Genomic DNA, 22,995 nt, shown 5'->3' with positions numbered 1-22,995 from the left:
TTGAAGACGCCCGGCCCCGGCCGGGCGTTTTGCTTTTCGGCCCTACAGCGCGACCTGTTTGATCGACACGTCCGGGTCGGCCAGCTTGGCCGCATCGACGAGCGTGCCTTTCAGGATCAGCATCTTGCCGCCCATGAACTCGGCCGGGGCGTTGACCGCCTCGACCGCGCGCAGCCGATCGCCCCTGAGATGGAAGACGGCCAGGCCGCCCGCGGGCAGGCGGCGGATCACCTGGCGATCCGCTTCGAACGGCAGGCCGGCGATCTGCAGCTTCAGATCATACTGGTCCGACCAGAACCACGGAACCTCGGCCGGAGGGCGGGGCCGTCCGGTCAGGGCCGCCGCCGCCTGACGCGCCTGCTCCAGGGCGTTGGGCACGCTCTCCAGCCGGAATAGCCGGTCTTCATACAGGGGCAGGGGACGCCGCGACACATCGCCGATGGCGAAGACGCGTGGGTCCGAGGCGCGGGCGTCGTGATCCACTACTACCCCGTCGGCGCACGCCAGCCCCGCCGCCCGCGCCAGACCGTCTTCCGCCACCCCGCCCACCCCGACCACGGCGAGGTCGCAGGCGATGCGACGGCCGTCGGCTAGCGTCATCGCCTCGACACGCTCGCCGCCCTCGAAGGCGACGACCGAGGCGGCGGTGAGAACTTCGACGCCCTCGGCCCGGTGCCGCGCCTGGTAAACGTCCGACAGGGTCTCCGACGCCACCCGCGCCAGGCAGCGCGGCTCGCGCTCGATGATCACCGCCTCACACCCCAGCGACCGCGCCGAAGCCGCGACCTCCAATCCGACATAGCCGCCGCCGATCACCGCCACCCGGGCGCCGGGTTTCAGATGCGCCTTGATGGCCTCGGCATCCGCCTGCGTCCGCAGGCTCAGCACGCCCGGCAGGTCGGCGCCCGGCGCCTCGAGCCGCCGCGCTCGCGACCCGGTGGCGATGATCAAGGCGTGGAAGTCCAGCCGCTCCCCGCCCTCCAACGCCACCGCCCCCGCCGCCAGATCGATCAACGCCGCTCGTCGGTTGAGCCTAAGCTCGACCCCGCTCTCGGCATACCAGTCGACGGGCCGCAGGATCAGCGCCTCCTCGTCGGCCTCGCCTTTCAGCCAGGCCTTGGACAGCGGCGGACGCTGATAGGGGACGACCGGCTCCTCGCCCACGATCGCGATCGGCCCCTGATGGCCGAATTGTCGAAGAAGGGCCGCCGCCGAGCCGCCCGCGTGGCCGCCGCCCAGTATGACGATGCGGGCATGGGGATCGGGGGCGACGTCGCTCATGCGCCCGAGATAGGACGACTGGCCGCCAGAGGCGAGGGCCGGTTCTCCCCAGACGGTCCCCAGGATCGCACCGTGCGTCCGCAGATCGACACTAGGCGAATCGCGCGATCTGAGGCCTCCTCAGTTTTGAGCAGGGTCTTTTGCGTTCGGGGGAACGAATGGGTCGGCGAGGCATCACGGGGGGCGACGAGCCCTTCATCGATCTGGACGAGACCGAACAGGGCCTGTTCTGGGGCGAGCGCTGGGATCAAGATCCCGACGGCGTCGAGGACGAGACCGATCCCGCCTGGTTGGGCTGGCGTCCGGTGGTCGATCCAAAGCCATCGTGGATCGACCGCCTTCTGATATGGGTCTCTCGTCCCGTCCACGGCTGAATTTCGCGGTTGCGAAGGCTTGCCCCCCGGGAACCTCGCCCTTATGGTCCGCGCCGCCGTGAGATGCGTCCTTAGCTCAGTTGGTTAGAGCATCTGACTTTTAATCAGAGGGTCCTCGGTTCGAGCCCGAGAGGACGTACCACGGCGGTTCATCCCTTCGCCCAATCTCGACGCGCCGCCCAGTCCGCATAGGGCGTGTTTCGCGCCATGTGGCGGTTCAGGTCCAGCGCGCCGTCGGTCCACCAGACCGGCCCGCGCTCGCCCAGCGCGACCTTGGCGGCGTCCACCTCGGCCCGCGCTTTCGTTAAGGCCGGCCCACCCTCCGGCCGCGCCGCGTTCACCGCCGCACGCGCGCGGCCCAGATCGCTCATCAGCGCGGCGCGCCGATCCTCGCTCAAGGCCGGATTGGTCGTCCGCCACAGCCGCCCGCGCACAAGAAAGTAGCGACCATCCGGCGTGACCGGATACGGCGGCCCCGCGCTCAGCGCCGCTCGCCCATCAGCAGGGTGGATGCCAGAAGGGTGATGCCGTCCTCGACCACCCCGCTGCGGGTCTGGCCATAGCGAGCCATGGCCCGCTTTCTCAGCGCCAGTCCGACATAGCCGGCCAGCATCGCCCCTGCCGCGCCCACAACGGCCGCCGGTACGCGGTCGCGTCGCGGCGCCAGGGCGGCCCCCGCGATCCCGCCGGTGATCAGCCGCGCGACCAGTCCCGGTGGCGTGGTCCGGTCCGGCGCCTTCTTCCACTTGTCGCCCAGCAGTTCGCCCGCCGCCATGGCCAGAGCTCCGGCGCGCGCCAAGGGTTTGCCGATCAGCCTTGGCGCCCCGGTGTCCCGTTCGGGATGGGCGGCGACCACCATCGACGCGGCGGCCAGCGGCGTCATCGAGCGCAGGCCGGCGACCAGGCCAATGAGCAGCGAACGGATCATGGGAAACTCCGGCGACTATTCGCTGCCTCAAGTTCCGGCTGGCCGCCTCGGTTCCCGCCCTAGCGCTCCAACCCTGCGTGGAAATCCCGCCGGAACTGCTCGAACCGCCCCTCGGTGATGGCCGCGCGCATGGCGGCGGTGAGGGCCTGGAAGAAAGCGATGTTGTGCCAGCTGAGCAGCACCTTGCCCAGAATCTCATCGGCCCGGATCAGGTGGTGCAGATAGGCCCGCGAATAGTCGGTCGAGGCCGGGCAGGGGACGGCGGGGTCGAGCGGACTGTCATCCTCGGCGAACCGCGCGTTCTTGAGGTTGATCGGCCCTGACCACGTCCAGGCCTGTCCGTGACGCCCGGCCCGGGTTGGCAGGACGCAGTCGAACATGTCGACACCCCGCCATACCGCCTCGACCAGATCGACGGGCTTGCCGACCCCCATCAGATAGCGTGGCCGCTCGGCCGGCAGCATGGCGGGCGCATAGTCCAGCACTTCGCACATCGCCTGATGGCCTTCGCCCACGGCCAGCCCGCCGATGGCGTAGCCGTCGAAGCCGATCTCGCGCAGCCGGTCGGAGCTTTCGCGCCGCAGGTTCTCGAAGGTCGAGCCCTGCTGGATGCCAAACAGGGCCTGGGCGTCACGCGTCCCGAAGGCGGTCCTGGACCGCAGCGCCCAGCGCGCCGACAGCTCCATCCCCTCGCGCGCCCGCGCCTCCTCGGCCGGCCAGGCGACGCATTCGTCCAGCTGCATGACGATGTCCGACCCTAGCCGGTCGGCCTGGATCTCGATCGACCGCTCGGGCGTCAGGACGTGTTTCGATCCGTCGATGTGGCTGGAGAAGGTTACCGCCTCCTCGGTCAATTTCGAGATGCCCGACAGGCTCATCACCTGGAACCCGCCCGAGTCTGTCAGGATCGGGCGGTCCCAGCGCATGAACTTGTGCAGGCCCCCCAACCGCTGCATCCGCTCCGGCCCGGGCCTCAGCATCAGGTGATAGGTATTGCCCAGCAGAATGTCGGCGCCCGTCTGGGCCACCTGATCGACCGTCAGGGCCTTGACCGTGGCCGCCGTTCCCACGGGCATGAAGGCGGGCGTCCGGATGTCGCCTCGCGCGGTCTTCAAGACGCCGGTGCGGGCGCGGCCGTCGGTGGCGGAAATGGAAAATTCGAAAGGCATGGGCGGCGCGCTCTACACCATGTCGACCGCGCCCGCGAGGCCGGCGGGGTTGATCCAGACGGTCCGCATCCCCATTATGGAGATACCCGAGACACTTTTCGCCGCCCGACCTGTCGCGTGACTGCGCGAGGGACCGGATGGCTTTTCGGCGCGAGCGATCGCGCGCGTCCCGGCATCGACAACCCGAGAAGGAGACGTCTTGTACGCACAACGCAAATCTTCCAGCGCCCCCCGCAGCAACGGCCGCCACGGCGGTTTCCAGCGCGCCCCCATCCGCGCACGCATGGGCCTCTTGATGCGCCGCTCCCAGGATTTCGGCCCGCTGGGTGACGCCGAGCCGTCGCTCCGCAACGTCGGCCTGTCCCTGGCCCCCATGTCGATCGACGACACCTCGATGAGCCTGGGCGGCATCACCATCCTGCCGACCGCGAAGACGTCGGACATCGACAGCGGCGCCCTGAAGGGCCTGGTCGTGCCGGGCGGCTCGGCCGAGACGGACGCGGGCAGCGAGGCCCTGAAGGATGCGGTGACCCGCACCCTGGCCAAGGGCGCCCCGGTGCTGGCGTTCGGCGAAGGCGTGGCTGCGGCCCTGCGCGCGGCGGGCCGCGATCCGGCCGAGTTCGCCGACTATCCGGCCGTGCTGATCCAGTCTGACGGCGTGCGTCCGCTGGTCGACATGGACGCCGTCACCGAAGAGGCCAAGAGCATCGGCTGACGCCCGCGCCGGGTCTTCAGGCCCGGAAAAGCAGGCTCGCGTCGCCGTAGGAATAGAACCGATAGCCGTCTGCGACCGCGTGGTCGTAGGCGGCTTTCATCGTTTCGAGCCCCGTGAACGCCGAGACCAGCATGAACAGGGTCGAGCGCGGCAGGTGGAAGTTGGTCATCAGCACGTCTGCCGCCCGGAAACGATAGCCCGGCGTGATGAAGATGGCCGTATCGCCGTGAAAGGCCCGGATCACCCCGTCCTCGCCCGCCGCGCTCTCCAGCAGCCGCAGCGAGGTCGTCCCGACGCACACCACCCGGCCGCCCGCCGTGCGCACGGCGTTCAGCGCCTTGGCGGTCTCCTCCGACACCTCGCCCCACTCCGAATGCATCCGATGCTCGGCCGTGTCCTCGGCCTTGACCGGCAGGAAGGTCCCGGCCCCGACGTGCAGGGTCACCGCATGGGTCGAGACGCCCCGCGCCTCCAGCGCCGCCAGCAGGTCGGGGGTGAAATGCAGCCCCGCCGTCGGGGCCGCCACCGAGCCGTCGTGCTCTGCGAAAACGGTCTGATAGTCGGACCGGTCGCGATCATCCTCGGGCCGCTTGGCGGCGATATAGGGCGGCAGGGGCATGACCCCGACCTCGCGGATGGCGTCGTCAAGCGCCGGCCCGGCCAGATCGAACCGCAGCGTCACCAGCCCGTCCTCGCCCTTGCCCTCGACCACCGCGTCCAGCCGTCCGGCCAGACAGCCGCCGTCGCTCTCGGCCCCGAAGACGATCCGATCTCCCACCTTGATCCGCTTGCCCGGCTTCATGAAGGCCGACCAGGCATCCGGCGCGTCGCGGTGGTGCAGGGTGGCCTCGACCGCCACGGTCAGATCCTCGCCCTCGGGCCCGGGCCGGTGGCGGGCTCCCGACAGCCGCGCCGGGATCACACGGGTGTCGTTGAACACCAGAGCATCGCCGGACCTCAGCCAGTCGGGCAGGTCGCGCACGCCGGCGTCGGTGAGCCCTCTGCCGGGCTCGACCACCAGCATCCGGGCCGAGTCGCGCGGCGACACCGGCCGCAGGGCGATGCGCTCCTCGGGGAGGTCGAAATCGAAATCGGCGGTCAGCATGGCCGGCGGAGTGACGCGCGAGGCGCTGGCGGTCAACCAGCTGCGAGCGGGATATTCATTCCACGCCCAGCTCGGCCAGCAGATGGTCCATGCCGTAGACGTCGCGCAGCACGGTGGTGATCGCCTCGGTGGAGACCAGGACCGAGCGGTTGACGTCGCGGTCGTAGCCGTAGGCGTTGCGCTGGGTCAGGACGGTGGAGTCGAAATTGGCCCCGATGATCTCGCCGGCGGCGTTGATGGCGGGCGAACCGGACGAGCCGCCGATGGTGTCGGTCGAGGCGGTCATGTCGATGACCGTGCCCGGGTCGATCTGGTCGCCGGCGGCCAGGATTTTGGGAGCCACGTCGAAGGGCGGGGCGCCGGTGGCGCGGTCCCACAGGCCGGCGAAGGTAGTGAAGGGCTCGAAGGTCTGGCCCGGAACGTCGGAGCCCTCGATCTGGCCGTAGGTCAGGCGCAGCGAGAAGGTGGCGTCGGGATAGACGCTGTCGCCATAGGCGCCGAACCGGGCGGCGGCCAGAGCCTCGGACGCGCGGGCGGTCGGGGCCTCGACTTCAGCCTCCCAGCGGTCGCGGATGGCGCGGGTCGGCTCCTGGATCGACAGCAGGTACTGGATCATCGGATCGTCCGACGCCTGGACGGCGGCCAGGCCGCCCTCCCACAGCGCGCGGCGCACCGCGACATCGGCCAGGGTCGAGCCCTCGACCAGCCGGGCCGACAGGGCCTCGGGGCTGTCGCGACCTAGCAGGGCCTGGGAGTTGGGATTGTCGATGGTCAGCCACTCACGGGTCTTGGACAGCCACCATTCCAGCCGCTCCTGTTCCATCGACGGATAGACCGGACGCTCGGCGAACAGGCTGTTGCGCAGCGAGGAAAGGCGGCTGTCGGAATATTCGGCCAGGCGCTGCTCGGACGGCTTGGCCCGCTCCTGGGCGGCGCGCACCAGGGTGCGGGCGTAGGAGAACAGCAGCGAGCCGCCGCCGGCCCGGGCCTCGAGCATCGAATAGGTGGGATAGAGCTGGCGCTGGATCGGCTGGACGGCGGCCAGCTGGCCCCAGGGGTCGCCGGTGGCCTGGGCCAGTTCGGGATTGGCGGCGACGCGGGCCTTGAAGTCGGCCTCGGCCTCGGCGCGGCGGGCCATGAAGGCGGGGTCGATCAGCGCGGCCATGCGTCCGCGGCCGCGCTTGTAGGTGTTCTCCAGACCATACAGGGCGTCCGAGGCGATGAAGGCGTTCTCCTCGCTCTCGTCGCCGAAGCGGATCAGCCGGCCGCGCAGCTCGGAGGTGATCAGCTGGTCCAGCGGCAGCACCACGTCGCGGACGGTATAGAGCTGGTCCTGGGTCAGCAGCCGCTCGGTCGAGCCGGGGTTGCCTGAGAGGAAGACCGGCGAGCCGGCCTCGGGCGCCTCGGCGTTCCAAGCGAAGAAGGTTGGGGTCTGCGCCGGCTGGCCGTTCTCGTAGGCGCGCAGCAGGGCGCCGTCGATGGCGAAGCGCGGGAAGGAGAAGTTGTCCAGATCGCCGCCGAAGGTCGAGGCGCGATCCTCGGGCGCCCAGGCCAGACGCACGTCGTCATAGCGGCGGAAGTCGTAGAGCTTGAACTGGCCGCCCCGATACAGGCTGATGACCTGGCAGCGGCGTGTGGCGTCGTCGGCGCAGGCCTCCTGTTCAATGCGGGCGGCTTCGGCGTCGCGCGCCTGGGTGAAAGCCTGGCCTTCCAGACCGGCGCCGGCGGCCTGCATCCGCTCGGTAACATCGGTGATCTCCGTCAGCACCTCGGCGACCTGGCCGGGGCATTTCTTCTCCTCGGCGCGGGCGGCAGGGAGAAACCCGGTGTCGCCATAGTTCATCTCGGGCGTCGACAGGGCGGCGACGCAGGAGGCGACGCAGTGCTGGTTAGTCAGGATCAGCCCTTCGCCCGAGACGAAACCGGCCGAACAGCCCGACAGTCTGACCGAGGCCAGGCGCACCCGGTCCAGCCACGCCTGGTCGATCGAGGTGCCCAGCGTCTGGTTCGCGCGGGCGATCGGGAAGTTGTCGAAGGTCCACATGCCTTCCTCGGCCGAAGCCGCGGACGCGGCGAAGGCCAGGGCAGACAGGGAGGCGGCGAAGAGAAGGGGACGCATGGGGCAATCTCACGAAATCTCCCTCCCCTTCGGGGGGGGAGTGGTCGCGAAGCGACCGGGTGGGGGCGCTCCGCCATTCAGAGAGGGCCTTGATGAGATCGGCCCTCCCCACCCGGCCGCCGCTTCGCGCCGGCCACCCTCCCCTGAAGGGGAGGGAGAGGTTCCTTACTCCACCCCCAGCTCTTCGAGCAGGCGGGGCTGGTTGTAGACGTTGCGGAGCGCCTCGGTGATGGCGGCGGTTGAGACCACCACGGTCCGGTTCAGCGTACCGTCATAGCCGAATGCGCCGCCCAGGGAGTGAATGTTGCCGTCGAAGGCCGCGCCGATCACCTCGCCCGCGGCGTTGATCACCGGAGAGCCGGAATTGCCGCCGATGATGTCGTTGGTGGTTACATAGTCGAAGACCACGTCCTTGTTCACCCGGTCCTCGGCCGCCGCCCACATGGGCGCCAGGTTGAAGGGCTCCGAGCCGGTCGCCCGCTCGTAAAGGCCGCCGATCTGGGTCGAGTGCGGCACGGTGACGCCGCGGTATTCCCAGCCCTGAACCGCGCCATAGGACAGACGCAGCGAGAAGGTGGCGTCGGGATAGAGCTGGTCGCCATAGGCGGCGAAGCGGGCCTGTGCGACGCGTTCCGCGGCGCGGGCGGTGGGGGCCGAGACCCGCTCGTCCCACTGACCTCCAACCTCGCGGGCGGCATCATCGTTGGCCAGTACGAACTGAAGCAGCGGATCGCCAGAGGCTTGAAGCTGCTCGGGCGTCATGTCGAGCGCTTGGGCGCGGAAAACGGGGTCGGCTAGACGCGTGCCGGTCGCGAGGCGCTCGGCCAGGGCTTCGGGGCTTTCGGCGCCGAGCATGGCTTTCACCTGCGGATTGTCGACGGTCAACCATTCGCGGGTCTTGGACAGCCAGAACGCCAGATAGAGCTCCTCCAAATCGGCCGAGATCGGAACCTCGGTCTGAAGGCGCGAGCCCAGTGCGGCGATGGCGGCGTCGCTGTAGCCGGGGCGACGTTCGCCCTCGGGCTTGGCGCGTTCCTTCGAGGCGCGAACGATGGCCTTGGCGTAGGCGTAGAGGGTCGAGCCACCGCCCGCGGCGCTCTCCAGCTGGCGGTAGGGGAGGTAGAGTTCCTCGCTGGCCTGCTGGACCTGCTCCAGCTCGCTCCAGGGATCGCCGATGCGCTGCTGTAGGGCGGGGTCGGCGGCGACGCGGGCGCGCAAATCGGCCTCCTGTTCGCGCTTCGTGGCCATGAAGGCCTCGTCGGTCAGCGCTGCCTGTTGGCCGACGAAGACCTTGTAGCTGTTCTCGATGCCGAACAGCGGATCCAGAGCCACGCGCTTGGCTTCCTCGCTGGTGTTCGAATAGGCGATCAACCGGCCGCGCAGCTCCGAGCGCTGCAGTTGAGAGATGGGAATCTGCTGGTCGCGAAGGGTCTCGAGCTGGGAGATGGTCAGGAGGCGGGAGGTCGAGCCGGGATTGCCCGCCACCAGGGTCAGGTCGCCTTCGGCCGGAGCCTCGGCATTCCACGTCAGGTGGGTCGGCGTGGCGACCGGTTGGCCGTCCTCGTACAGCCGCAGGAAGGCGCCATCGAGCGCGTAGCGGGGGAAGTTGAAATTGTCAGGATCGCCTCCGAAAAAGGCCGCCTGGAACTCCGGCGCGAAGGCCAGGCGTACGTCTTCGTACTTGCGGAACTTGTAGAGGGCGTAGCGCCCGCCGCGATAGAAGCTGATGACCTGGCAGGTCAGCTTGGGATCGTCGCCGCAGTTTTCCTGCTGAATCGCCTGCTGCTCGGTGGCGCGCGCCTGGGTGAAGGCCTGGCCCTCAAGCCCTTCGCCGGCGCCGAGGATGCGATCGGTGACGTCGGTGATCTCGGTCAGGATTTCGGCCGTCTGGCCGGGGCATTGGCGCTCTTCCTCGCGCGAGGCCGGCATCCAGCCCGCCTGGACGTAATCGTTCTCAGGCGTTGACAGGTCCTGGACGCAGGAGATGACGCAGTGGTGGTTGGTCAGGACCAGCCCCTCGGGAGACACCAGCGAGGCCGAGCAGCCCTGCAGCCGCACGGCCGTCTCGCGCAGGCGATCAAGGAAGGCCTGGTCGATGCTGGAGCCGTACTTCTCGTTCACCGCCGCGATCGGGAAATTGTCGAAGGTCCACATGCCTTCGTCGGCGCGAGCCGGACCGTTGACGACCGGCGAGGCCATCAGGCCGAAGGCGAGGGCGGAAAGCGAGGCCGACAGGCCGAGGCGACGCAGCGTCATGGAAGCTCCAGAGAGGCGGTGGGTGCGCCGGGCGGCGCTGTGGTGTTATCAACTAACGCCCATTTCCGGGACGAGTCATCCCGGAAATTCGCCCGCGCTGGTCCAACTCACGCCATCTGACGCCGCGCCTCGGAGAAATATTGCCAGCCGGTAATCAGCGTCACGATGGCGGCGGCCCAGATCAGCATATAGGCGAAGGTCTCGAAGCTGGCCTGATGCTCGGCCGGCAGTCCGAAGCCCTGCCAAAGCTGGGCGAACAGCAGGGCGCCGAGCGACACCAGCTGGAGCGTGGTCTTCCACTTGGCCAACAGCGTCACCTTGAGGTCGACCCGCCCGGCGGTGGTTTCACGCAGGGCCGAGACGGCGAATTCGCGGAACAGGATCAGGCCCGACGGGATGGCGATCTGGGGCAGGGAGCCCGTGGCCAGCAGGCCCAGAATGGCGCCGGTGACCAGCACCTTGTCGGCGATGGGGTCCAGGATGGCGCCCCAGCGGGTCATGGCGTTCCAACGCCGCGCCAGAAAGCCGTCGATCCAGTCGGTCGAGGCGGCCACCACGAAGATGATGAAGGCGACGCGATTGAGGGCGAAGGCGTCGTTGGGATCCAGCACGAAAGGGATGCCGCCCGGCGCCGCGCCCGCCAGGATCAGGAACATGATGACGCCGGCGAAGAGGCGCAGGCCCGTCAGGATGTTGGGGATCGGATTGGCGGCGGTCACGGCATCGTCCTGGCTAAGCTTGGCTGAACATTATAGCGACGCAGCGGCGCCGACGTTCCGTCCTCAGGGCACGCGTTCGAAATCGGCGCCGTCGCCAAGCAGCCGAAGCTCGCCATCGGCGATGCCGAAATGCAGACCCGTCAGGCTCAACTGACCTGCCGCTTCCCGTTCCGCGATCCAGGGGAAGGTGCGTAGATTGTGGATGGACAGGCGCACGACCGCCTCTTCAGCGGCCCGTTCGCGTTCGGCCTCGGGGCGGCTGCGGACGAGGCGGTTCACGACCGGCGCGCCCTGCTCGACCCACGGCGCCACGAAATCCCGGCAGCTGTCCGGCGCGCCGTTCAGCATGGCGTTCACGCCGCCGCAGTGAGCGTGTCCCATGACGACGATGCGCGACACCCCCAACACCTTGACCCCGAACTCCAGAGCGGCGGAGACCCCGTGCAGGCGGCCGTCGGGTTGATACGGGGGCACCAGGTTGGCGACGTTTCTGACCACGAACAACTGACCCGGCGCCGCGTCGAAGATCAGAGCCGGATCGGCGCGGCTATCGGAACAGGCCACCACCAGGGTGTGCGGCTTCTGGCCCTTGCTGGCCAGGGCCTCGTATTCAGCGCGCTCTTCCGGCCATCGGTTTTCGCGGAATCGCCGATAGCCGGAGACAAGGGCGTCGCGAGAGGGGTCATCGGTCATGATGCGCGGTCCTAGCGTCGTGCGGTCGGGTCGCCAACCGCATCAGTTTACCGTTTCGGGTTCCGGGGGAGCGGGCGGCAGGGGGGCGCAAGGCACGCCGTCGTCCTTGAGCTTCTTCACTTCGGCGGGCGTGGCTTCGCCGTAGATTTCGCGCTTTTCTGAGCGGCCTTCGTGGATGTCGCGCGCCTCACGGGCAAAGCTGTCGCCGACATAGTCGAAATTCTGCTCGACATGGCTGCGCACGGCTCGGGCGGCTTGCATCATCATCGACTGCACTTTCGCGGGGTCGGGCGCTCGCTCAGTCCGTTTCGTGCCGGAGACGGCGGGAGCCATGATCTGCTTCGACACCTCGCGGCTGGCGCAGATCGGGCATTCGACCAGGCCGCGCGCCCGCTGCTCGTCATAGTCGGCCGAGGCGCTGAACCAGGCCTCGAACGGGTGGTCGTGCTCACAGAGCAGGGCGTACTTGATCATTTGACGGGTGCGGGCGGGGCGAAGTCGCGATCGTGGCTGAGGGCGGGCACGGCCTGACGCGCCCGATCGACGGCGCTCATGTCCAGATCGGCGAAAAGAACGCAAGGCTCGTCGTGATCGACCCGGGCAATCACCGCGCCCCACGGGTCGACGACCAAGGAGCGGCCCCAGGTCTTGCGTCCGTCCTCGTGGGTTCCGCCCTGGGCGGGGGCCAGGATGAAGCAGCCGGTCTCGATGGCTCGGGCGCGCAGCAGCACCTCCCAGTGCGCCTCGCCGGTGGGCCGGGTGAAGGCGGCGGGCACGGCGATCATGCGGGCTCCGGCGCGGGCCAGGGCCCGGAACAGTTGGGGAAAGCGCAGGTCGTAGCAGACGGTCAGTCCCAACGGCCCCGAGGGCGTGGCCGCCACCACCGCACCCTCGCCGGGGCGGACCGTCGCGCTCTCGCGATAGGTTTCGCCGTTCGGCAGATCGACGTCGAAGACGTGGAGCTTGTCATAGCGGGCGACAGTTCGGCCCCGGTCGTCGATCAGCAGCGAACGATTGGCCGCGCGGGCCTCGCCCTCGACCTCGCTCCGGACGATGGCTGAGCCGATCAGAAGCCAGACCCCGAGTTCGCTGGCGAGGTGGCGCAGGCCGCGCACGGCGGGGTCATCGGCTTCCGGCCACAGGGCGTCCGCGCGCCGATCGCGTCGCTGTTCCAGCAGGTTACTGCCTTCGGGGGTCAGGATCATCCTGGCGCCGCCCTCGGCCGCCTGACGGATCAGGGGCGCGATATGCTCAAGCCCGGTCTCGGCCGTGGCCGGGGTACGGGTCTGGACTAGGGCGACTCGGAGCAGCTCCGCCATGGCGGCTCAGGCAGCGAGGAGGGGATCAAGCTTACCCTGCCGATCCAGCGCCTGGAGATCGTCCGAGCCGCCGATGTGCCGACCATCGATAAAAATCTGCGGGAAAGTAGCGCGGCCGTTGGCGCGCTGGACCATCTCGGCCTTTTTCTCGGGATCGTTGGACGCGACGATGTTTTCGTACTCGACGCCCTTAGAATCGAGAAGCGCCATGGCGCGGATGCAGTAGGGGCAGCCGGGTTTTGTGTAGAGGACGACTTCAGCCAAGGGACGCTCCGGGTTCGACGATATCTGTCACATCGTCTGTTCAAATAGGAAGTTCCGTCAGCCGGTAAACTCCCGGGCGGCGCGAACGCGCGCCACGACGGCCAGATCGACGGCCCGGGCGCCGGCGTCGAGCAGGGCCTTGGCGCAGGCCTCGGCCGTGGCCCCGGTGGTCAGGACGTCGTCGATCAGCAGGATGCGGCGACCCTTTATCCGACGGCGGCCTGTGTCGGACACGGCGAAGGCTGTGCGGACATTCTCGCGGCGGCCACGCAGGCTCTTGCCGCCCTGGCTGTCGGTGGCGCGGGGGCGGATCAGGACGTCGGGCAAATACTCGAGACCCCCGGAACGAGCCAGTGGCCGGGCGATCTCGGCCGCCTGATTGAACCGCCGGCCCAGCAGGCGGAGGCGATGCAGAGGGACGGGCGCGACGGCGTCGTCCTCCGCCAGCAGGTCGGCGGCGGACCGTCTCAGCCAGTGGGCGAACTGCAGGGCGAAGACCTGATCGTCACCATGCTTGAACTTCAGGATCAGATCGCGGGAGTGCTCGTCATAGACGCAGGCCGCCCGGCAACGGGCGAAGCGGTAGGGCTTGCCCTGGCACGCGAGGCAGCGGTCCGAGGCGAAGGCGCCGCCGTCATGTTCGAAGCCCGCGCCGCAGCCATCGCACACCGGGTCCTCAAGGAAGGTGACCCGGCTCCAGCTGTCGACGGTCAGGCCCGCGCCGGCGCTGGGTGAGGCGTCATCCCAGGAAACCGGCGGGAAGACGGCGTCGGCCAGTCCCCGACCCGCGCCGCGCGCCAGACGGCCGGCCAGGGCGGCCGAGGACGCGGCCAGCGCCGCCGCGCCTTCCATGCGAGCCGTCCAGGCCCCATTCTGTCGGCGCATGACCGCCTCCCCTCCGCCCCGGCTGTTCGACGGCGCGCGCCGCGCCCTGCGTCTGGACCGCAGCGCCGGGACATTCGGCGACGCGGATTTCCTGCATCGACGCGCGGCGGCCGACATGGCCGACACCCTTTCCGCGACCTTGCGAAATTTTTCCCGCGTCGTCGACCTCTCCCCGCGGCCGGGAATATTCACACAAGCGCTGGCGGATCGTGGCGGCGGCGGGCGGCTGGGCGATGCTGAGGCGCTAGACGATGCGGCCTGGCGGGCCGATCCGGGGTCGACACCCCTTCCGCACGCACCGCAAAGCGTCGATCTGTTTGCCTCGGTGCTGGGCCTTCACTGGGCCAACGATCTGCCCGGGGCTATGGCCCAGGTTCGGAGGGCGCTGAGGCCCGATGGGCTGTTTCTCGCCACGATGTTCGGCGGGGCGACGTTGACCGAACTTCGCCAGGTCCTCACCGAGGCCGAACTGGAGGAGACGGGAGGAGCCGCGCCGCGCGTGTCGCCCTTCGCCGACGGCTTCGACGGGGCGGGCCTGCTGCAACGTGCGGGGTTCGCCCTCCCGGCCGTCGAGGTTGATCGGGTGACGGTGCGCTATGACGATATTCTGGCCCTGACCCGCGATCTCCGGGCGATGGGAGAGACGAATGTGCTGGCGGGCCTCACGCGCCCGCTCCGGCGAGGGGTGCTGGCGCGCGCCCAGGCGATCTACACCGAGCGGTGGGGCGAGGGTGGGCGGATCCCCGCGACTTTCGAGATCATCAGCCTGGCCGGCTGGGCGCCGCATGAGAGCCAGCAAAAGCCTGCGGCGCGCGGCTCGGCGACGACGCGGCTGGCGGATGTTCTGGGAACGGTCGAGCAGACCGGCGAGGACTAGCCGCCGCCGCCGATGGCGCCGGACACCGCGTCGGCGGCCTTGATGAAGATGTCGGTCGCGACTTCGCCGAACGTGGTCACCGACCCGATGATGACCAGGAAGATCAGGGCGCAGATCAGGCCGTATTCGATGGCCGTGGCGCCGCTCTCGTCGCGCATCAGCCGGGTCAGGAACGTCTTCAGGCGGGCCTCCCCGGGTAGGGTCCGATCACAACAGGTCGCACAGCCAGGCGACCAACGGTTCGTCGGCGGGCGGCATGGGATAGTCCCGCAAGCGATTGGGACGGACCCAGGCCAGGGCGGCGTGCTCGCGAGCGGCGACCACGCCCGACCACCGACGACACAGGTACAGTGGCATCAACAGGTGAAAAGACTCGTAACCGTGGCTGGCGAAGACGAAGGGCGCCAGGCAGGCCTCGGTCACGTCGATGTCGAGCTCTTCCTTGAGCTCGCGGATCAGGGCCTGTTCCGGCCGTTCGCCGGGTTCGATCTTGCCGCCTGGAAATTCCCACAGTCCGGCTAGTTGCTTGCCCTCGGGCCGTTGGGCGATCAGCACCCGCCCGTCGGCGTCGACCAGGGCGCAGGCGGCGACGAGAACGGTTTTGAGGGTCATCAGCTGCGATAGTCGCCGTTGATCTCGACGTAGCCCTTGGTCAGGTCGCAGGTCCACACGGTGGCGGAGGCGCGGCCGGAGCCCACCTCGACGGAGATGTCGATCTCGGCGCGCTTCATATAGGCGCTCATTTTCGCCTCGTCGTAGTCGGGGGCCGGGGCGCCGTCGGCGGCGGCCTGATGCGGGCCGAAGCGGATGGCCAGGCGGTCGCGGTCGACCGGCTCCTCGGTCTTGCCCACGGCCATGACGACGCGGCCCCAATTGGCGTCCTCACCGGCGATGGCGGTCTTGACCAGGGGGCTGTCGGCGATCGACTTGGCCAGCTTGCGGGCCGAGGCGGGACTGGCTGCGCCGGTGACCTCGATCTTGACGAACTTGCGGGCACCCTCGCCGTCTCGGACCAGCTGGTGCGCGAGGTCGAGCATCACCCGGTCCAGCGCCTCGGAAAAGGCCTTGAGCCGCCGGTCGCCGACACGGCCGATGCGCGGCGCGCCCGACTGGCCGGTGGCGAAGATCAGGCAGGTGTCGTTGGTCGAGGTGTCGCCGTCCACCGTGACCGAGTTGAAGGTGGTGCGGACGTGCAGGCCCAACATCGCGCGCAGCACATTGGGGTGGATGTCGGCGTCGGTGACGATGAAGGCCAGCATGGTGGCCATGTCCGGCGCGATCATGCCCGAGCCCTTGGCGATGCCGGCGATGCGGACAGGATAACCCTCGATCTCGCAGGTCGCCTCGGCGCCCTTGGGGAAGGTGTCGGTGGTCATGATGGCCCGGCCGGCTGAGGCCCAGCCATCGGGGGTCAGGGCGGCGGTTATATCGGGCAGGCGTGCGGCGATCTTCCGGTCGTCCAGCAAAACGCCGATGACGCCGGTGGAGGCCAGCATGACGTCGCGCTGGCGGCAGCCGAAGCGTTTGGCGACCTCGGAGGCCGTGCGGCGGGCGGCGTCGGCGCCAGGCTTGCCGGTGAAGGCGTTGGCGCAGCCGGCGTTGACCACCAGGGCCCGGACTTCCATCCCGCCCTCGTCGGCGTCGAGGTGGCGTTTGCACCAGTCGACGGGGGCCGAGCCGATCTTGTGGCGGGTGAAGACGCCGGCGCAGCTGGCGCCCTCTGGGAAGTGGAAGATCAGCAGGTCGTCGCGCTCATGCTTGTAGAAGCCAGCGCGGGCGGTGGCCATCTCGCACCCGGCGATGGGCGCGATGGCGGGGAAGGGGACGGCCAGGGGCGAGACGGCCAGCCCGGGCTTGCCGGGCGTGGCCGGGCGTTTCAGGACCTGGGCGAAGGGGTCGAGCGCCTTGCCGACGGCGCGCTCCAGCCTCTGGGCCGAGAGCGGTGACCGGTCCTTGGGCGGGCGGCTCATGCGGCGTCCTTCGCCGCGGGCGCCTTCGCGGCCGGGGCGGCGGGTGCGGCGTCGCCAGTCAGGGGTTCGATCTCGGCGCGGCCGCGCAGCTGCTCCAGAAGCTGGCGGACGCGTTCATAGGTCAGGTAGCGCACGATCTGCGGCCGGGCCTGCTCCAGGGTCGGGGGCGCCTCGGCGCGACGGTCCTCAATGGTCAGCACGGCCCAGCCGTCCTCGGTTTCGATCGGTGGGGTGACGGCGCCCGGGCCGGTCCCGGCCAGCGCCGTGGTCAGGGCGGCGGCGTAGGGTTCCGGCAGCACATCCAAAGTGGTCCAGCCCAGATCGCCGCCCGAGGCGCGGGTGGCCGGGTCGATCGAGCGCTCGGCGGCCACGGCGGCGAAGCCGGCGCCGGCCGCGACCAGGCCACGCACGGCCTCGGCCTCGGCCTGGGTGGCGGTCAGAATCAGCCGGACCTTCAGCTCCTCGCTGGTCTGCAGCTGTCGGAGCTGTTCGCGGTGCAGCGCCTCAATCGCCTCGTCGGTGACCGCCCCGTCGATGACGTCCTCGACCAGCAGATCGGCGAGAATGCGCTCGCGTGTCGCCTCCAGCCTGCGCTGGGTGGCCGGATCGTCGTCGAGATTGCGGCGCACGGCCTCGCGGGCCAGCAGCTTCTGATCGACGACCTCGTCCAGCACGCGAGAGAACAGGGCCGAGGAGGGCTCCAGCGCGTCGCCCTGGCCGATCAGGCCCTGGGCGACAGCTTCGCGGCGGACATCGGAGGTCCAGATGGGGCGACCGTCGACACGCGCGACGGCGCGATCGCCGGGCTCGGGCGGTCGGCCGGCGTCGCCATCGACGCGCTGGCAGGCGGCCAGGGTCAGGGCCGCGAGGACGGCGGCGGTCAGGACGGCACAGCGGCGCATGACGGTCTCCCAGGCTTCCGAGGCCCGCCGCGCGGGCGTTTAAAGGCCCTCGCGTTGACACGGATAAGGCCGGTGCTTAAGTCTCGCCCGCGCTCAAGTCGAGGGGTTTTCGACCGCCCGCGCGCCCGTTTTCCGGCCCTTTTCGCGGGCTCGCCCGGTGAGCGGCCGCAAGGGTTTCGATCCCCATCGCCCGGCGCGCGCCGGGCCCGGCCGGACCCGCCGCCGTCTTCGCCAATCCCCGTTCGAGTCGCTCGTCGACCCGCCGCTTTCCGGATACCCCATGCTCGGTTTCGCCAAGAAGTTCTTCGGCTCCTCCAACGACCGCAAGGTCAAGGACTTCCTGGGGCAGGTGCAGAAGATCAACGCCCTTGAGCCCAAGTTCGAGGCGCTGTCCGACGACGAACTGCGCATGATGACCGACACCCTGCGGGATCGGCACGCGGGCGGCGAGGGCTTGGACAAGCTGTTGAACGAGGCGTTCGCGCTTGTCCGCGAGGCGTCCAAGCGGGTGCTGGGCCAACGACAGTATGACGTCCAGCTGGTCGGCGGCATGATCCTGCATGAGGGCGGGATCGCCGAGATGCGGACCGGCGAGGGCAAGACCCTGGTCGCCGTGGCGCCCGTCTATCTGAACGCCCTGACCGGCAAGGGCGTGCACGTCATCACCGTCAACGACTACCTCGCCCGCCGTGACGCCGAATGGATGGGCCGGGTCTATCGCTTCCTGGGCATGGAGGTGGGAGTCATCGTCAATGGCCTGTCTCAGGGCCAGCGCCAGCAATCCTACGCCGCCGACATCACCTACGGCACCAACAACGAGTTCGGCTTCGACTATCTGCGCGACAACCTGGTCTATGACCGGCGCGAAATGGTGCAGCGGCCGCATCACTTCGCCATCGTCGATGAGGTCGACTCCATCCTGATCGACGAGGCGCGCACGCCTTTGATCATCTCGGGCCCGACCGAGGACCGCTCGGACCTCTACAAGATCGTCGACGGGCTGGTGAAGGAGCTGATCAAGGACAAGGACACCTACGACCTCGACGAAAAGCGCAAGCAGGCGCTGCTGACCGAGCTGGGCTCGGAAAAGATCGAGGACATGCTCAAGGCCGGGAATTACCTGACCGAAGGCACGCTGGACCTCTACGACGCCGCGAACGTGACGCTGGTCCACCACGTCAACCAGGCTGTGCGGGCCAACACCCTCTACACCCGCGACAAGGACTACATCATCAAGGGTGGCGAGATCATCCTGATCGACGAGTTCACCGGCCGGATGATGCAGGGCCGCCGCCTGTCGGAAGGGCTGCATCAGGCGATCGAGGCCAAGGAGGACGTCAAGATCCAGCCCGAGAACCAGACCCTGGCCTCGGTGACGATCCAGAACTACTTCCGCCTCTACGAAAAGCTGTCCGGCATGACCGGGACCGCCGCGACCGAGGCCCAGGAATTCCACGACATCTACAAGATGGACGTGCTGGAAGTGCCGACCAACCGCCCGGTGCAGCGGGTCGATCACGACGACGAAATCTATCGGACCTACGAAGAGAAGAACGGCGCCATCGTCCAGCTGCTGGCCGACCGTCACGTGGCGGGGCAGCCGATCCTGGTCGGCACGGTGTCGATTGAGAAGTCCGAACAGCTGTCGACCCTGCTACAGAACTACGCCTGGGAGGTCGAGGTCATGCGACTGGGCGCCGCGCACGAGCAGCAGGCCCGCGACATCACCGGCGCCCGGTTCAAGACGATCTGGACCCGCTACGAACTGACCAACGACGCCTTGGGCGTGAAGCTGCTTGAGAAGCTGGGCGAGGGCGCCTTCACCTCCGAGACCCGCAAGGGCAAAGGCGTTCCGCACAACGTCCTGAACGCCCGCCAGCACGAGCAGGAAGCCTTCATCGTCGCCGAGGCGGGGCTGCCCGGCGCGGTGACCATCGCCACCAACATGGCCGGCCGCGGCACCGACATCCAACTGGGCGGCAACCTGGAAATGCGCATGCAGCGCTGGCGCCAGGAACAGCGCGGGATGGGCGTCGAGGTCACGCCCGAACTGGAGCTGGCGGAAGAACAGACGATCAAGGCCGAGATCGCCGAGAAGAAGGCCGAGGCCCTGGCCGCCGGCGGCCTGTATGTCCTTGGCACGGAGCGCCATGAAAGCCGCCGCATCGACAACCAGCTGCGAGGCCGGACCGGCCGTCAGGGCGATCCGGGCGTCTCGAAATTCTTCCTGTCCTGCCAGGACGACCTGCTGCGCATCTTCGCCGGCGACCGGCTGGACTCGATCATGCGCACCTTCAAGGTCGCCGAGGGCGAGGCGATCAGCCACCCGTGGCTGAACGGCGCGGTCAAGAAGGCCCAGGAGCGGGTCGAGCAGCAGCACTATGAGGTGCGCAAGAACCTGCTGAAATACGACGACGTCGTGAACGACCAGCGCAAGGCGGTGTTCGAGCAGCGCCAGGAATTCCTCGATGCCGAGGACATGTCTGAGCTGACCACCGAGTTCCGCCACGACACCATTTCGGACCTGGTCGACAAGCACATGCCGCCTCAGGCCTACGCCGAGCAGTGGGACATCGAGGGCCTGGACGAACGAGTGAAATCGGTGCTCGGTCTCGATGTGCCGGTGCGCGAGTGGGCCGCCGAGGAAGGCGTGTCGAACGAGGAGATCGAAGAACGACTGGTCGCGGCGTCCGACGCCCGCGCCGTGGAGCGCGAAAGCCAGATCGGGGCCGGCCAGATGCGCAGCCTGGAGCGCCAGTTCCTGCTGCAGATGATCGACATGCAGTGGCGCGAACACCTGGTGCATCTGGACCACCTGCGCGGCGTCATCGGCCTGCGCGGCTACGCCCAGCGTGACCCGCTGAACGAGTACAAGACCGAGGCCTTCAGCCTGTTCGAGACCCTGCTGACCAACCTGCGCCAGAACGTGACCCGCTGGATTTCGACGGTGGAGTTCCGCTTCGAGCCGCCGCCGCAGATGCCGGAGTTCCAGGAAATCCACCTGAACCCCGAGACAGGCGAGAACGAGATGGCTCATCCTGCCGCTCAGCTGCCCGAAGGCGCGCTTCAGGGCGACGATCGCGCCCGGCTTCCAGCTTCGCTGTTGCCGCCGGGCTGGGAGCGGACGGGGCGCAATTCAGACTGCCCCTGTGGCTCGGGCCGCAAGTTCAAACACTGCCACGGGGCTCTTGTTTAGGGCGCTAGCGCTCGCCGCGCGGCGGCTCTCTGCTTGAGCGCTGGCTTGTCTTCGGAGACGTCATGACCGCCGCCCGCAAGGACCTGTTCACCCGCGCCCTGTCGCTTGATGCCGACCGGCTGCATTTCGCGGCGCACAGTCACCATCTGTGGCCCGACGTCAGCGAGGCGGCCCAGGCGCGGGCGTGGGAGGAGGCCAACCGCTTCGCCGACCGCAAGTGGGACATGTTGTTCGAGACCGTCGTGCCCGTGGCCCAGGCCCATGTGGCGGCGGAGCTCAACCTGCCGTCCAGCGACACGGTGGTGTTCTCGCCCAACACCCACGACTTCCTGCTGCGTCTGTTTTCCGGGATCGAGCGGCGGCCGGTGCGGATCCTGACCAGCGACGGCGAATTCCACAGCTTCCGCCGCCAGGCCGAGCGCTGGGTGGAGGCGGGGCTGGCGACAGTCGATCGGGTCCCGCTGGAGCCGTTCGGCAGCTTCGCCGATCGGTTCCTGGAGGCGGCGCGAGCGGGCGGGCACGACTGGATCGTGGTCAGCCAGGTGTTCTTCAAGACCGGTCAGGTGTTCGATCGGCTCGAAGACCTTGCGGCCCTGGCGGCCCCGGCAGGACCGTGGGTGCTGCTCGACGGCTATCACGGCTTCATGGCCACACCGACCGATCTGTCGGCCCTGTCGGACCGGCTGTTCTATGTCGCCGGGGGCTACAAATACGCCATGTCGGGCGAGGGAATCGGCTTGCTGCACGCCCCGCCGGGCTTCTGCGAACGGCCTGTGGTGACGGGCTGGTACGCCGAGTTCGGGGACCTGACGGGCCCGCCGGGGGGTGTAAAATATGTGCGCGACGCCGGTCGGTTATGGGGCGCGACCTTCGATCCGACGTCGCTGTACCGGTTCAACGCGGTGCGCTCGATGCTGGACGAGGCAGGCCTGACCACGGCCGATGTCGCGGCCCATGCGCGTGCGCTGGCGACACGGCTTCAGAAGGCGCTGACAAATGGACAGGTCGGAGCGCTGAGCGAGGCGACGATCCTTAATCCCGTCGAGGGCGAGGCGGCGCGGGCGCGCTTCCTGGCGCTCAAACACCCGCAAGCGGCAGACTGGCGGGCGGGGCTGTTGGCGCGAAATGTCATCACCGACGTGCGCGACGACGTCATCCGCTTCGGCTTCGGCCTGTATCAGGACGAAGGTGACGTCGAGCGGGTGATCGCCATCTGCCGCGACCTCTAGGCGCTCAGAAGAAGGTGGCGTCGTCCTGGGTCTGGGCCTTGGGCGCGGGGCGCGGGCCGGTGGGCGCGGGCTCTGCGGCGGCCGGGCTTTGGGGACGGGGCTGCGAGGATCGACTCGAGGCCTTGGGCGCCGGCGTCGCGCTCGGAGCGGGCGGCTGGACTTGCGGAATGCCCGCCGGCTGGTCGGGCGCGAGGGGCGACACCTCCGGATAGGGCAGGGGCGATGATGGATCGACGGGCGGCGCCACATCGGTCGGAAGCGGAGCGGGCGTCGGCGCAGCGGCCTGATCGGGCGCGCCGACATCATCGCGGACGAAGGGCCAGGACCGGCGGCTGGCGCAGGCGCAGGCCTTCATGAAGCCCTGCTCGTCGCGCCAGATCACCAGCGGCCAGCCCTCCGGCAAGTCCGACGGCTCCAGCAAGGCTCTCAGCTCCTCGGCGAAGTCGCGTGAGGCCTCGACCACGGCGTCGCGGGCCAGGTCGCCGTCGGCCGGCGGAACCCCCTGGGCCGTCCAGTTGGCGACCGGGGTCTCCATCCAGCGGCGATACAGGCCCTGATCGCGGGTCAACCACAGGGCGGCTATGGTGGACCGCTCGGCGGCCGTGGACTGCGTCTGGCCCTCGGCGTCCGGTCGGGCGAACAGGATCACCCGGGGCTCCAGGCCCGCCGCCTTCAGCTTGGGCAGCTCCTCGGTCTGATAGCGATCGGCCATGCCGCCGTCGCGGTAGCCCACGAACCACACCGGCCGGTCGCCGCCGACGTCGGAAAGCCAGACTGCGCGGTTCAGCAGCGCCTCGATCTCGGCGGCGTTCTCGGCCACGGTCACCGGCTGAAACCGCGCATAGGCGTTCCAGTAGGCCCAGTAGCCGGCCCCGGCCAGAATGGCCCCGAGCGTCAGCAGAAGGATGGTCCAGAGAGTGAAGCGACGCATGGCGTCCCCGTTTACGGTCAAGCTGTCGGACGAGCATAACGCCCGGCTCCGAATTCGGTTACT

General features: G+C 68.9%; 23 protein-coding genes and 1 tRNA gene. 6 read left to right on the top strand and 18 right to left on the bottom strand.

The window, feature by feature from the left end; translation table 11 throughout:
* Nucleotides 1-42: 42 nt before the first annotated feature.
* Nucleotides 43-1,281 carry an NAD(P)/FAD-dependent oxidoreductase gene (locus EES48_RS08250; RefSeq protein WP_122465916.1) on the bottom strand — a complete coding sequence of 413 codons (1,239 nt, stop codon included), beginning with the start codon at nt 1,279-1,281 and terminating at the stop codon, nt 43-45.
* Nucleotides 1,282-1,439: 158 nt separating this feature from the next.
* Here EES48_RS08250 and EES48_RS08245 point away from each other — a divergent pair, with 158 nt between their 5' ends.
* Together EES48_RS08245 and EES48_RS08240 are read left to right on the top strand one after the other, a co-directional pair.
* Nucleotides 1,440-1,655, top strand: coding sequence for a hypothetical protein (locus EES48_RS08245; protein WP_122465915.1), 216 nt, complete (start codon nt 1,440-1,442; stop codon nt 1,653-1,655).
* Nucleotides 1,656-1,720: 65 nt separating this feature from the next.
* A tRNA-Lys gene (locus EES48_RS08240) sits at nt 1,721-1,797 on the top strand.
* A gap of 7 nt (nt 1,798-1,804) precedes the next feature.
* On the opposite strand, the gene EES48_RS08235 is transcribed toward EES48_RS08240, so the two are convergent.
* The 3 genes from EES48_RS08235 to tgt form a co-directional block, all read right to left on the bottom strand.
* Nucleotides 1,805-2,026 (bottom strand): hypothetical protein, encoded by a 222-nt coding sequence (locus EES48_RS08235; RefSeq protein ID WP_240623283.1) that lies wholly within the window; start codon nt 2,024-2,026, stop codon nt 1,805-1,807.
* A 110-nt stretch (nt 2,027-2,136) separates the two neighbouring features.
* Nucleotides 2,137-2,583, bottom strand: a complete 447-nt coding sequence (locus EES48_RS08230; protein WP_122465914.1) for a DUF4126 domain-containing protein — start codon at nt 2,581-2,583, stop codon at nt 2,137-2,139.
* Between the two features lie 59 nt (nt 2,584-2,642).
* On the bottom strand, nt 2,643-3,752 hold the full coding sequence (tgt, locus tag EES48_RS08225; RefSeq protein ID WP_122465913.1) for a tRNA guanosine(34) transglycosylase Tgt: 1,110 nt from the start codon (nt 3,750-3,752) through the stop codon (nt 2,643-2,645).
* Between the two features lie 295 nt (nt 3,753-4,047).
* Here tgt and EES48_RS08220 point away from each other — a divergent pair, with 295 nt between their 5' ends.
* Nucleotides 4,048-4,467, top strand: a complete 420-nt coding sequence (locus tag EES48_RS08220) for a helix-turn-helix domain-containing protein (protein ID WP_162998085.1) — start codon at nt 4,048-4,050, stop codon at nt 4,465-4,467.
* Between the two features lie 16 nt (nt 4,468-4,483).
* Here EES48_RS08220 and queA read toward each other — a convergent pair whose 3' ends face one another.
* The 9 genes from queA to EES48_RS08175 all read right to left on the bottom strand — a co-directional run bounded on the left by queA (nt 4,484) and on the right by EES48_RS08175 (nt 13,827).
* The gene (gene queA, locus EES48_RS08215) at nt 4,484-5,572 is read right to left on the bottom strand and encodes a tRNA preQ1(34) S-adenosylmethionine ribosyltransferase-isomerase QueA (RefSeq protein ID WP_122465911.1); all 1,089 of its coding nucleotides are present in this window, start codon (nt 5,570-5,572) and stop codon (nt 4,484-4,486) included.
* Nucleotides 5,573-5,627: 55 nt separating this feature from the next.
* Complete coding sequence (locus tag EES48_RS08210) at nt 5,628-7,691, bottom strand: S46 family peptidase (protein WP_122465910.1); 2,064 nt, start codon at nt 7,689-7,691, stop codon at nt 5,628-5,630.
* A gap of 165 nt (nt 7,692-7,856) precedes the next feature.
* Entirely contained in the window at nt 7,857-9,947 is a 2,091-nt protein-coding gene (locus EES48_RS08205; protein WP_122465909.1) for a S46 family peptidase, read from the bottom strand.
* 107 nt (nt 9,948-10,054) lie between these two features.
* Nucleotides 10,055-10,666: a CDP-diacylglycerol--glycerol-3-phosphate 3-phosphatidyltransferase gene (gene pgsA / locus EES48_RS08200; RefSeq protein ID WP_276309603.1), complete on the bottom strand. Its 612-nt coding sequence runs from the start codon at nt 10,664-10,666 to the stop codon at nt 10,055-10,057.
* A gap of 63 nt (nt 10,667-10,729) precedes the next feature.
* Nucleotides 10,730-11,359 (bottom strand): carbonic anhydrase, encoded by a 630-nt coding sequence (locus tag EES48_RS08195; RefSeq protein ID WP_122465908.1) that lies wholly within the window; start codon nt 11,357-11,359, stop codon nt 10,730-10,732.
* Nucleotides 11,360-11,401: 42 nt separating this feature from the next.
* The gene (locus EES48_RS08190; RefSeq protein ID WP_122465907.1) at nt 11,402-11,833 is read right to left on the bottom strand and encodes a DUF1178 family protein; all 432 of its coding nucleotides are present in this window, start codon (nt 11,831-11,833) and stop codon (nt 11,402-11,404) included.
* The gene (locus EES48_RS08185) at nt 11,830-12,678 is read right to left on the bottom strand and encodes a carbon-nitrogen hydrolase family protein (RefSeq protein WP_122465906.1); all 849 of its coding nucleotides are present in this window, start codon (nt 12,676-12,678) and stop codon (nt 11,830-11,832) included. The genes EES48_RS08190 and EES48_RS08185 overlap by 4 nt, the downstream gene beginning before the upstream one ends.
* Nucleotides 12,679-12,684: 6 nt before the next feature.
* Nucleotides 12,685-12,942 carry a glutaredoxin 3 gene (gene grxC / locus EES48_RS08180; protein ID WP_122465905.1) on the bottom strand — a complete coding sequence of 86 codons (258 nt, stop codon included), beginning with the start codon at nt 12,940-12,942 and terminating at the stop codon, nt 12,685-12,687.
* A 57-nt stretch (nt 12,943-12,999) separates the two neighbouring features.
* Nucleotides 13,000-13,827: a ComF family protein gene (locus EES48_RS08175; protein ID WP_122465904.1), complete on the bottom strand. Its 828-nt coding sequence runs from the start codon at nt 13,825-13,827 to the stop codon at nt 13,000-13,002.
* Between EES48_RS08175 and EES48_RS08170 the strand changes: the two genes are divergently transcribed.
* On the top strand, nt 13,826-14,704 hold the full coding sequence (locus EES48_RS08170; protein WP_122465903.1) for a methyltransferase domain-containing protein: 879 nt from the start codon (nt 13,826-13,828) through the stop codon (nt 14,702-14,704). The genes EES48_RS08175 and EES48_RS08170 overlap by 2 nt on opposite strands.
* Here EES48_RS08170 and EES48_RS08165 read toward each other — a convergent pair.
* From EES48_RS08165 to EES48_RS08150, 4 genes are read right to left on the bottom strand one after another with little or no spacing between them, the layout of a single operon-like run.
* Entirely contained in the window at nt 14,701-14,862 is a 162-nt protein-coding gene (locus EES48_RS08165) for a Flp family type IVb pilin (protein WP_374275360.1), read from the bottom strand. The two genes, EES48_RS08170 and EES48_RS08165, sit on opposite strands and share 4 nt — an antisense overlap.
* A gap of 49 nt (nt 14,863-14,911) precedes the next feature.
* Nucleotides 14,912-15,316, bottom strand: coding sequence for a (deoxy)nucleoside triphosphate pyrophosphohydrolase (locus tag EES48_RS08160; RefSeq protein ID WP_122465901.1), 405 nt, complete (start codon nt 15,314-15,316; stop codon nt 14,912-14,914).
* On the bottom strand, nt 15,316-16,674 hold the full coding sequence (gene argJ / locus EES48_RS08155; RefSeq protein WP_122465900.1) for a bifunctional glutamate N-acetyltransferase/amino-acid acetyltransferase ArgJ: 1,359 nt from the start codon (nt 16,672-16,674) through the stop codon (nt 15,316-15,318). The genes EES48_RS08160 and argJ overlap by 1 nt, the downstream gene beginning before the upstream one ends.
* Nucleotides 16,671-17,576 carry a peptidylprolyl isomerase gene (locus EES48_RS08150; RefSeq protein ID WP_122465899.1) on the bottom strand — a complete coding sequence of 302 codons (906 nt, stop codon included), beginning with the start codon at nt 17,574-17,576 and terminating at the stop codon, nt 16,671-16,673. The genes argJ and EES48_RS08150 overlap by 4 nt, the downstream gene beginning before the upstream one ends.
* A gap of 280 nt (nt 17,577-17,856) precedes the next feature.
* Between EES48_RS08150 and secA the strand changes: the two genes are divergently transcribed.
* Complete coding sequence (gene secA, locus EES48_RS08145; protein ID WP_122465898.1) at nt 17,857-20,772, top strand: preprotein translocase subunit SecA; 2,916 nt, start codon at nt 17,857-17,859, stop codon at nt 20,770-20,772.
* A 62-nt stretch (nt 20,773-20,834) separates the two neighbouring features.
* Nucleotides 20,835-22,001, top strand: a complete 1,167-nt coding sequence (locus EES48_RS08140; RefSeq protein WP_122465897.1) for an aminotransferase class V-fold PLP-dependent enzyme — start codon at nt 20,835-20,837, stop codon at nt 21,999-22,001.
* 4 nt (nt 22,002-22,005) lie between these two features.
* Here EES48_RS08140 and EES48_RS08135 read toward each other — a convergent pair whose 3' ends face one another.
* Nucleotides 22,006-22,932: a hypothetical protein gene (locus EES48_RS08135; RefSeq protein WP_122465896.1), complete on the bottom strand. Its 927-nt coding sequence runs from the start codon at nt 22,930-22,932 to the stop codon at nt 22,006-22,008.
* Nucleotides 22,933-22,995: the final 63 nt, after the last annotated feature.

This window comes from Brevundimonas lutea (assembly GCF_003704105.1).
Lineage (GTDB): Bacteria > Pseudomonadota > Alphaproteobacteria > Caulobacterales > Caulobacteraceae > Brevundimonas > Brevundimonas lutea.
This window is presented reverse-complemented; position numbering and strand designations above follow the sequence as displayed.

Excerpts from the sequence above, each read along its gene's own strand:
- EES48_RS08250 (WP_122465916.1), bottom strand. The coding sequence starts at position 1,281 with ATGAGCGACGTCGCCCCCGATCCCCATGCCCGCATCGTCATACTGGGC.
- EES48_RS08245 (WP_122465915.1), top strand. The coding sequence starts at position 1,440 with ATGGGTCGGCGAGGCATCACGGGGGGCGACGAGCCCTTCATCGATCTG.
- EES48_RS08235 (WP_240623283.1), bottom strand. The coding sequence starts at position 2,026 with ATGAGCGATCTGGGCCGCGCGCGTGCGGCGGTGAACGCGGCGCGGCCG.
- EES48_RS08230 (WP_122465914.1), bottom strand. The coding sequence starts at position 2,583 with ATGATCCGTTCGCTGCTCATTGGCCTGGTCGCCGGCCTGCGCTCGATG.
- tgt (WP_122465913.1), bottom strand. The coding sequence starts at position 3,752 with ATGCCTTTCGAATTTTCCATTTCCGCCACCGACGGCCGCGCCCGCACC.
- EES48_RS08220 (WP_162998085.1), top strand. The coding sequence starts at position 4,048 with ATGCGCCGCTCCCAGGATTTCGGCCCGCTGGGTGACGCCGAGCCGTCG.
- queA (WP_122465911.1), bottom strand. The coding sequence starts at position 5,572 with ATGCTGACCGCCGATTTCGATTTCGACCTCCCCGAGGAGCGCATCGCC.
- EES48_RS08210 (WP_122465910.1), bottom strand. The coding sequence starts at position 7,691 with ATGCGTCCCCTTCTCTTCGCCGCCTCCCTGTCTGCCCTGGCCTTCGCC.
- EES48_RS08205 (WP_122465909.1), bottom strand. The coding sequence starts at position 9,947 with ATGACGCTGCGTCGCCTCGGCCTGTCGGCCTCGCTTTCCGCCCTCGCC.
- EES48_RS08195 (WP_122465908.1), bottom strand. The coding sequence starts at position 11,359 with ATGACCGATGACCCCTCTCGCGACGCCCTTGTCTCCGGCTATCGGCGA.
- EES48_RS08190 (WP_122465907.1), bottom strand. The coding sequence starts at position 11,833 with ATGATCAAGTACGCCCTGCTCTGTGAGCACGACCACCCGTTCGAGGCC.
- EES48_RS08185 (WP_122465906.1), bottom strand. The coding sequence starts at position 12,678 with ATGGCGGAGCTGCTCCGAGTCGCCCTAGTCCAGACCCGTACCCCGGCC.
- EES48_RS08170 (WP_122465903.1), top strand. The coding sequence starts at position 13,826 with ATGACCGCCTCCCCTCCGCCCCGGCTGTTCGACGGCGCGCGCCGCGCC.
- EES48_RS08175 (WP_122465904.1), bottom strand. The coding sequence starts at position 13,827 with ATGCGCCGACAGAATGGGGCCTGGACGGCTCGCATGGAAGGCGCGGCG.
- EES48_RS08165 (WP_374275360.1), bottom strand. The coding sequence starts at position 14,862 with ATGCGCGACGAGAGCGGCGCCACGGCCATCGAATACGGCCTGATCTGC.
- EES48_RS08160 (WP_122465901.1), bottom strand. The coding sequence starts at position 15,316 with ATGACCCTCAAAACCGTTCTCGTCGCCGCCTGCGCCCTGGTCGACGCC.
- argJ (WP_122465900.1), bottom strand. The coding sequence starts at position 16,674 with ATGAGCCGCCCGCCCAAGGACCGGTCACCGCTCTCGGCCCAGAGGCTG.
- EES48_RS08150 (WP_122465899.1), bottom strand. The coding sequence starts at position 17,576 with ATGCGCCGCTGTGCCGTCCTGACCGCCGCCGTCCTCGCGGCCCTGACC.
- secA (WP_122465898.1), top strand. The coding sequence starts at position 17,857 with ATGCTCGGTTTCGCCAAGAAGTTCTTCGGCTCCTCCAACGACCGCAAG.
- EES48_RS08140 (WP_122465897.1), top strand. The coding sequence starts at position 20,835 with ATGACCGCCGCCCGCAAGGACCTGTTCACCCGCGCCCTGTCGCTTGAT.
- EES48_RS08135 (WP_122465896.1), bottom strand. The coding sequence starts at position 22,932 with ATGCGTCGCTTCACTCTCTGGACCATCCTTCTGCTGACGCTCGGGGCC.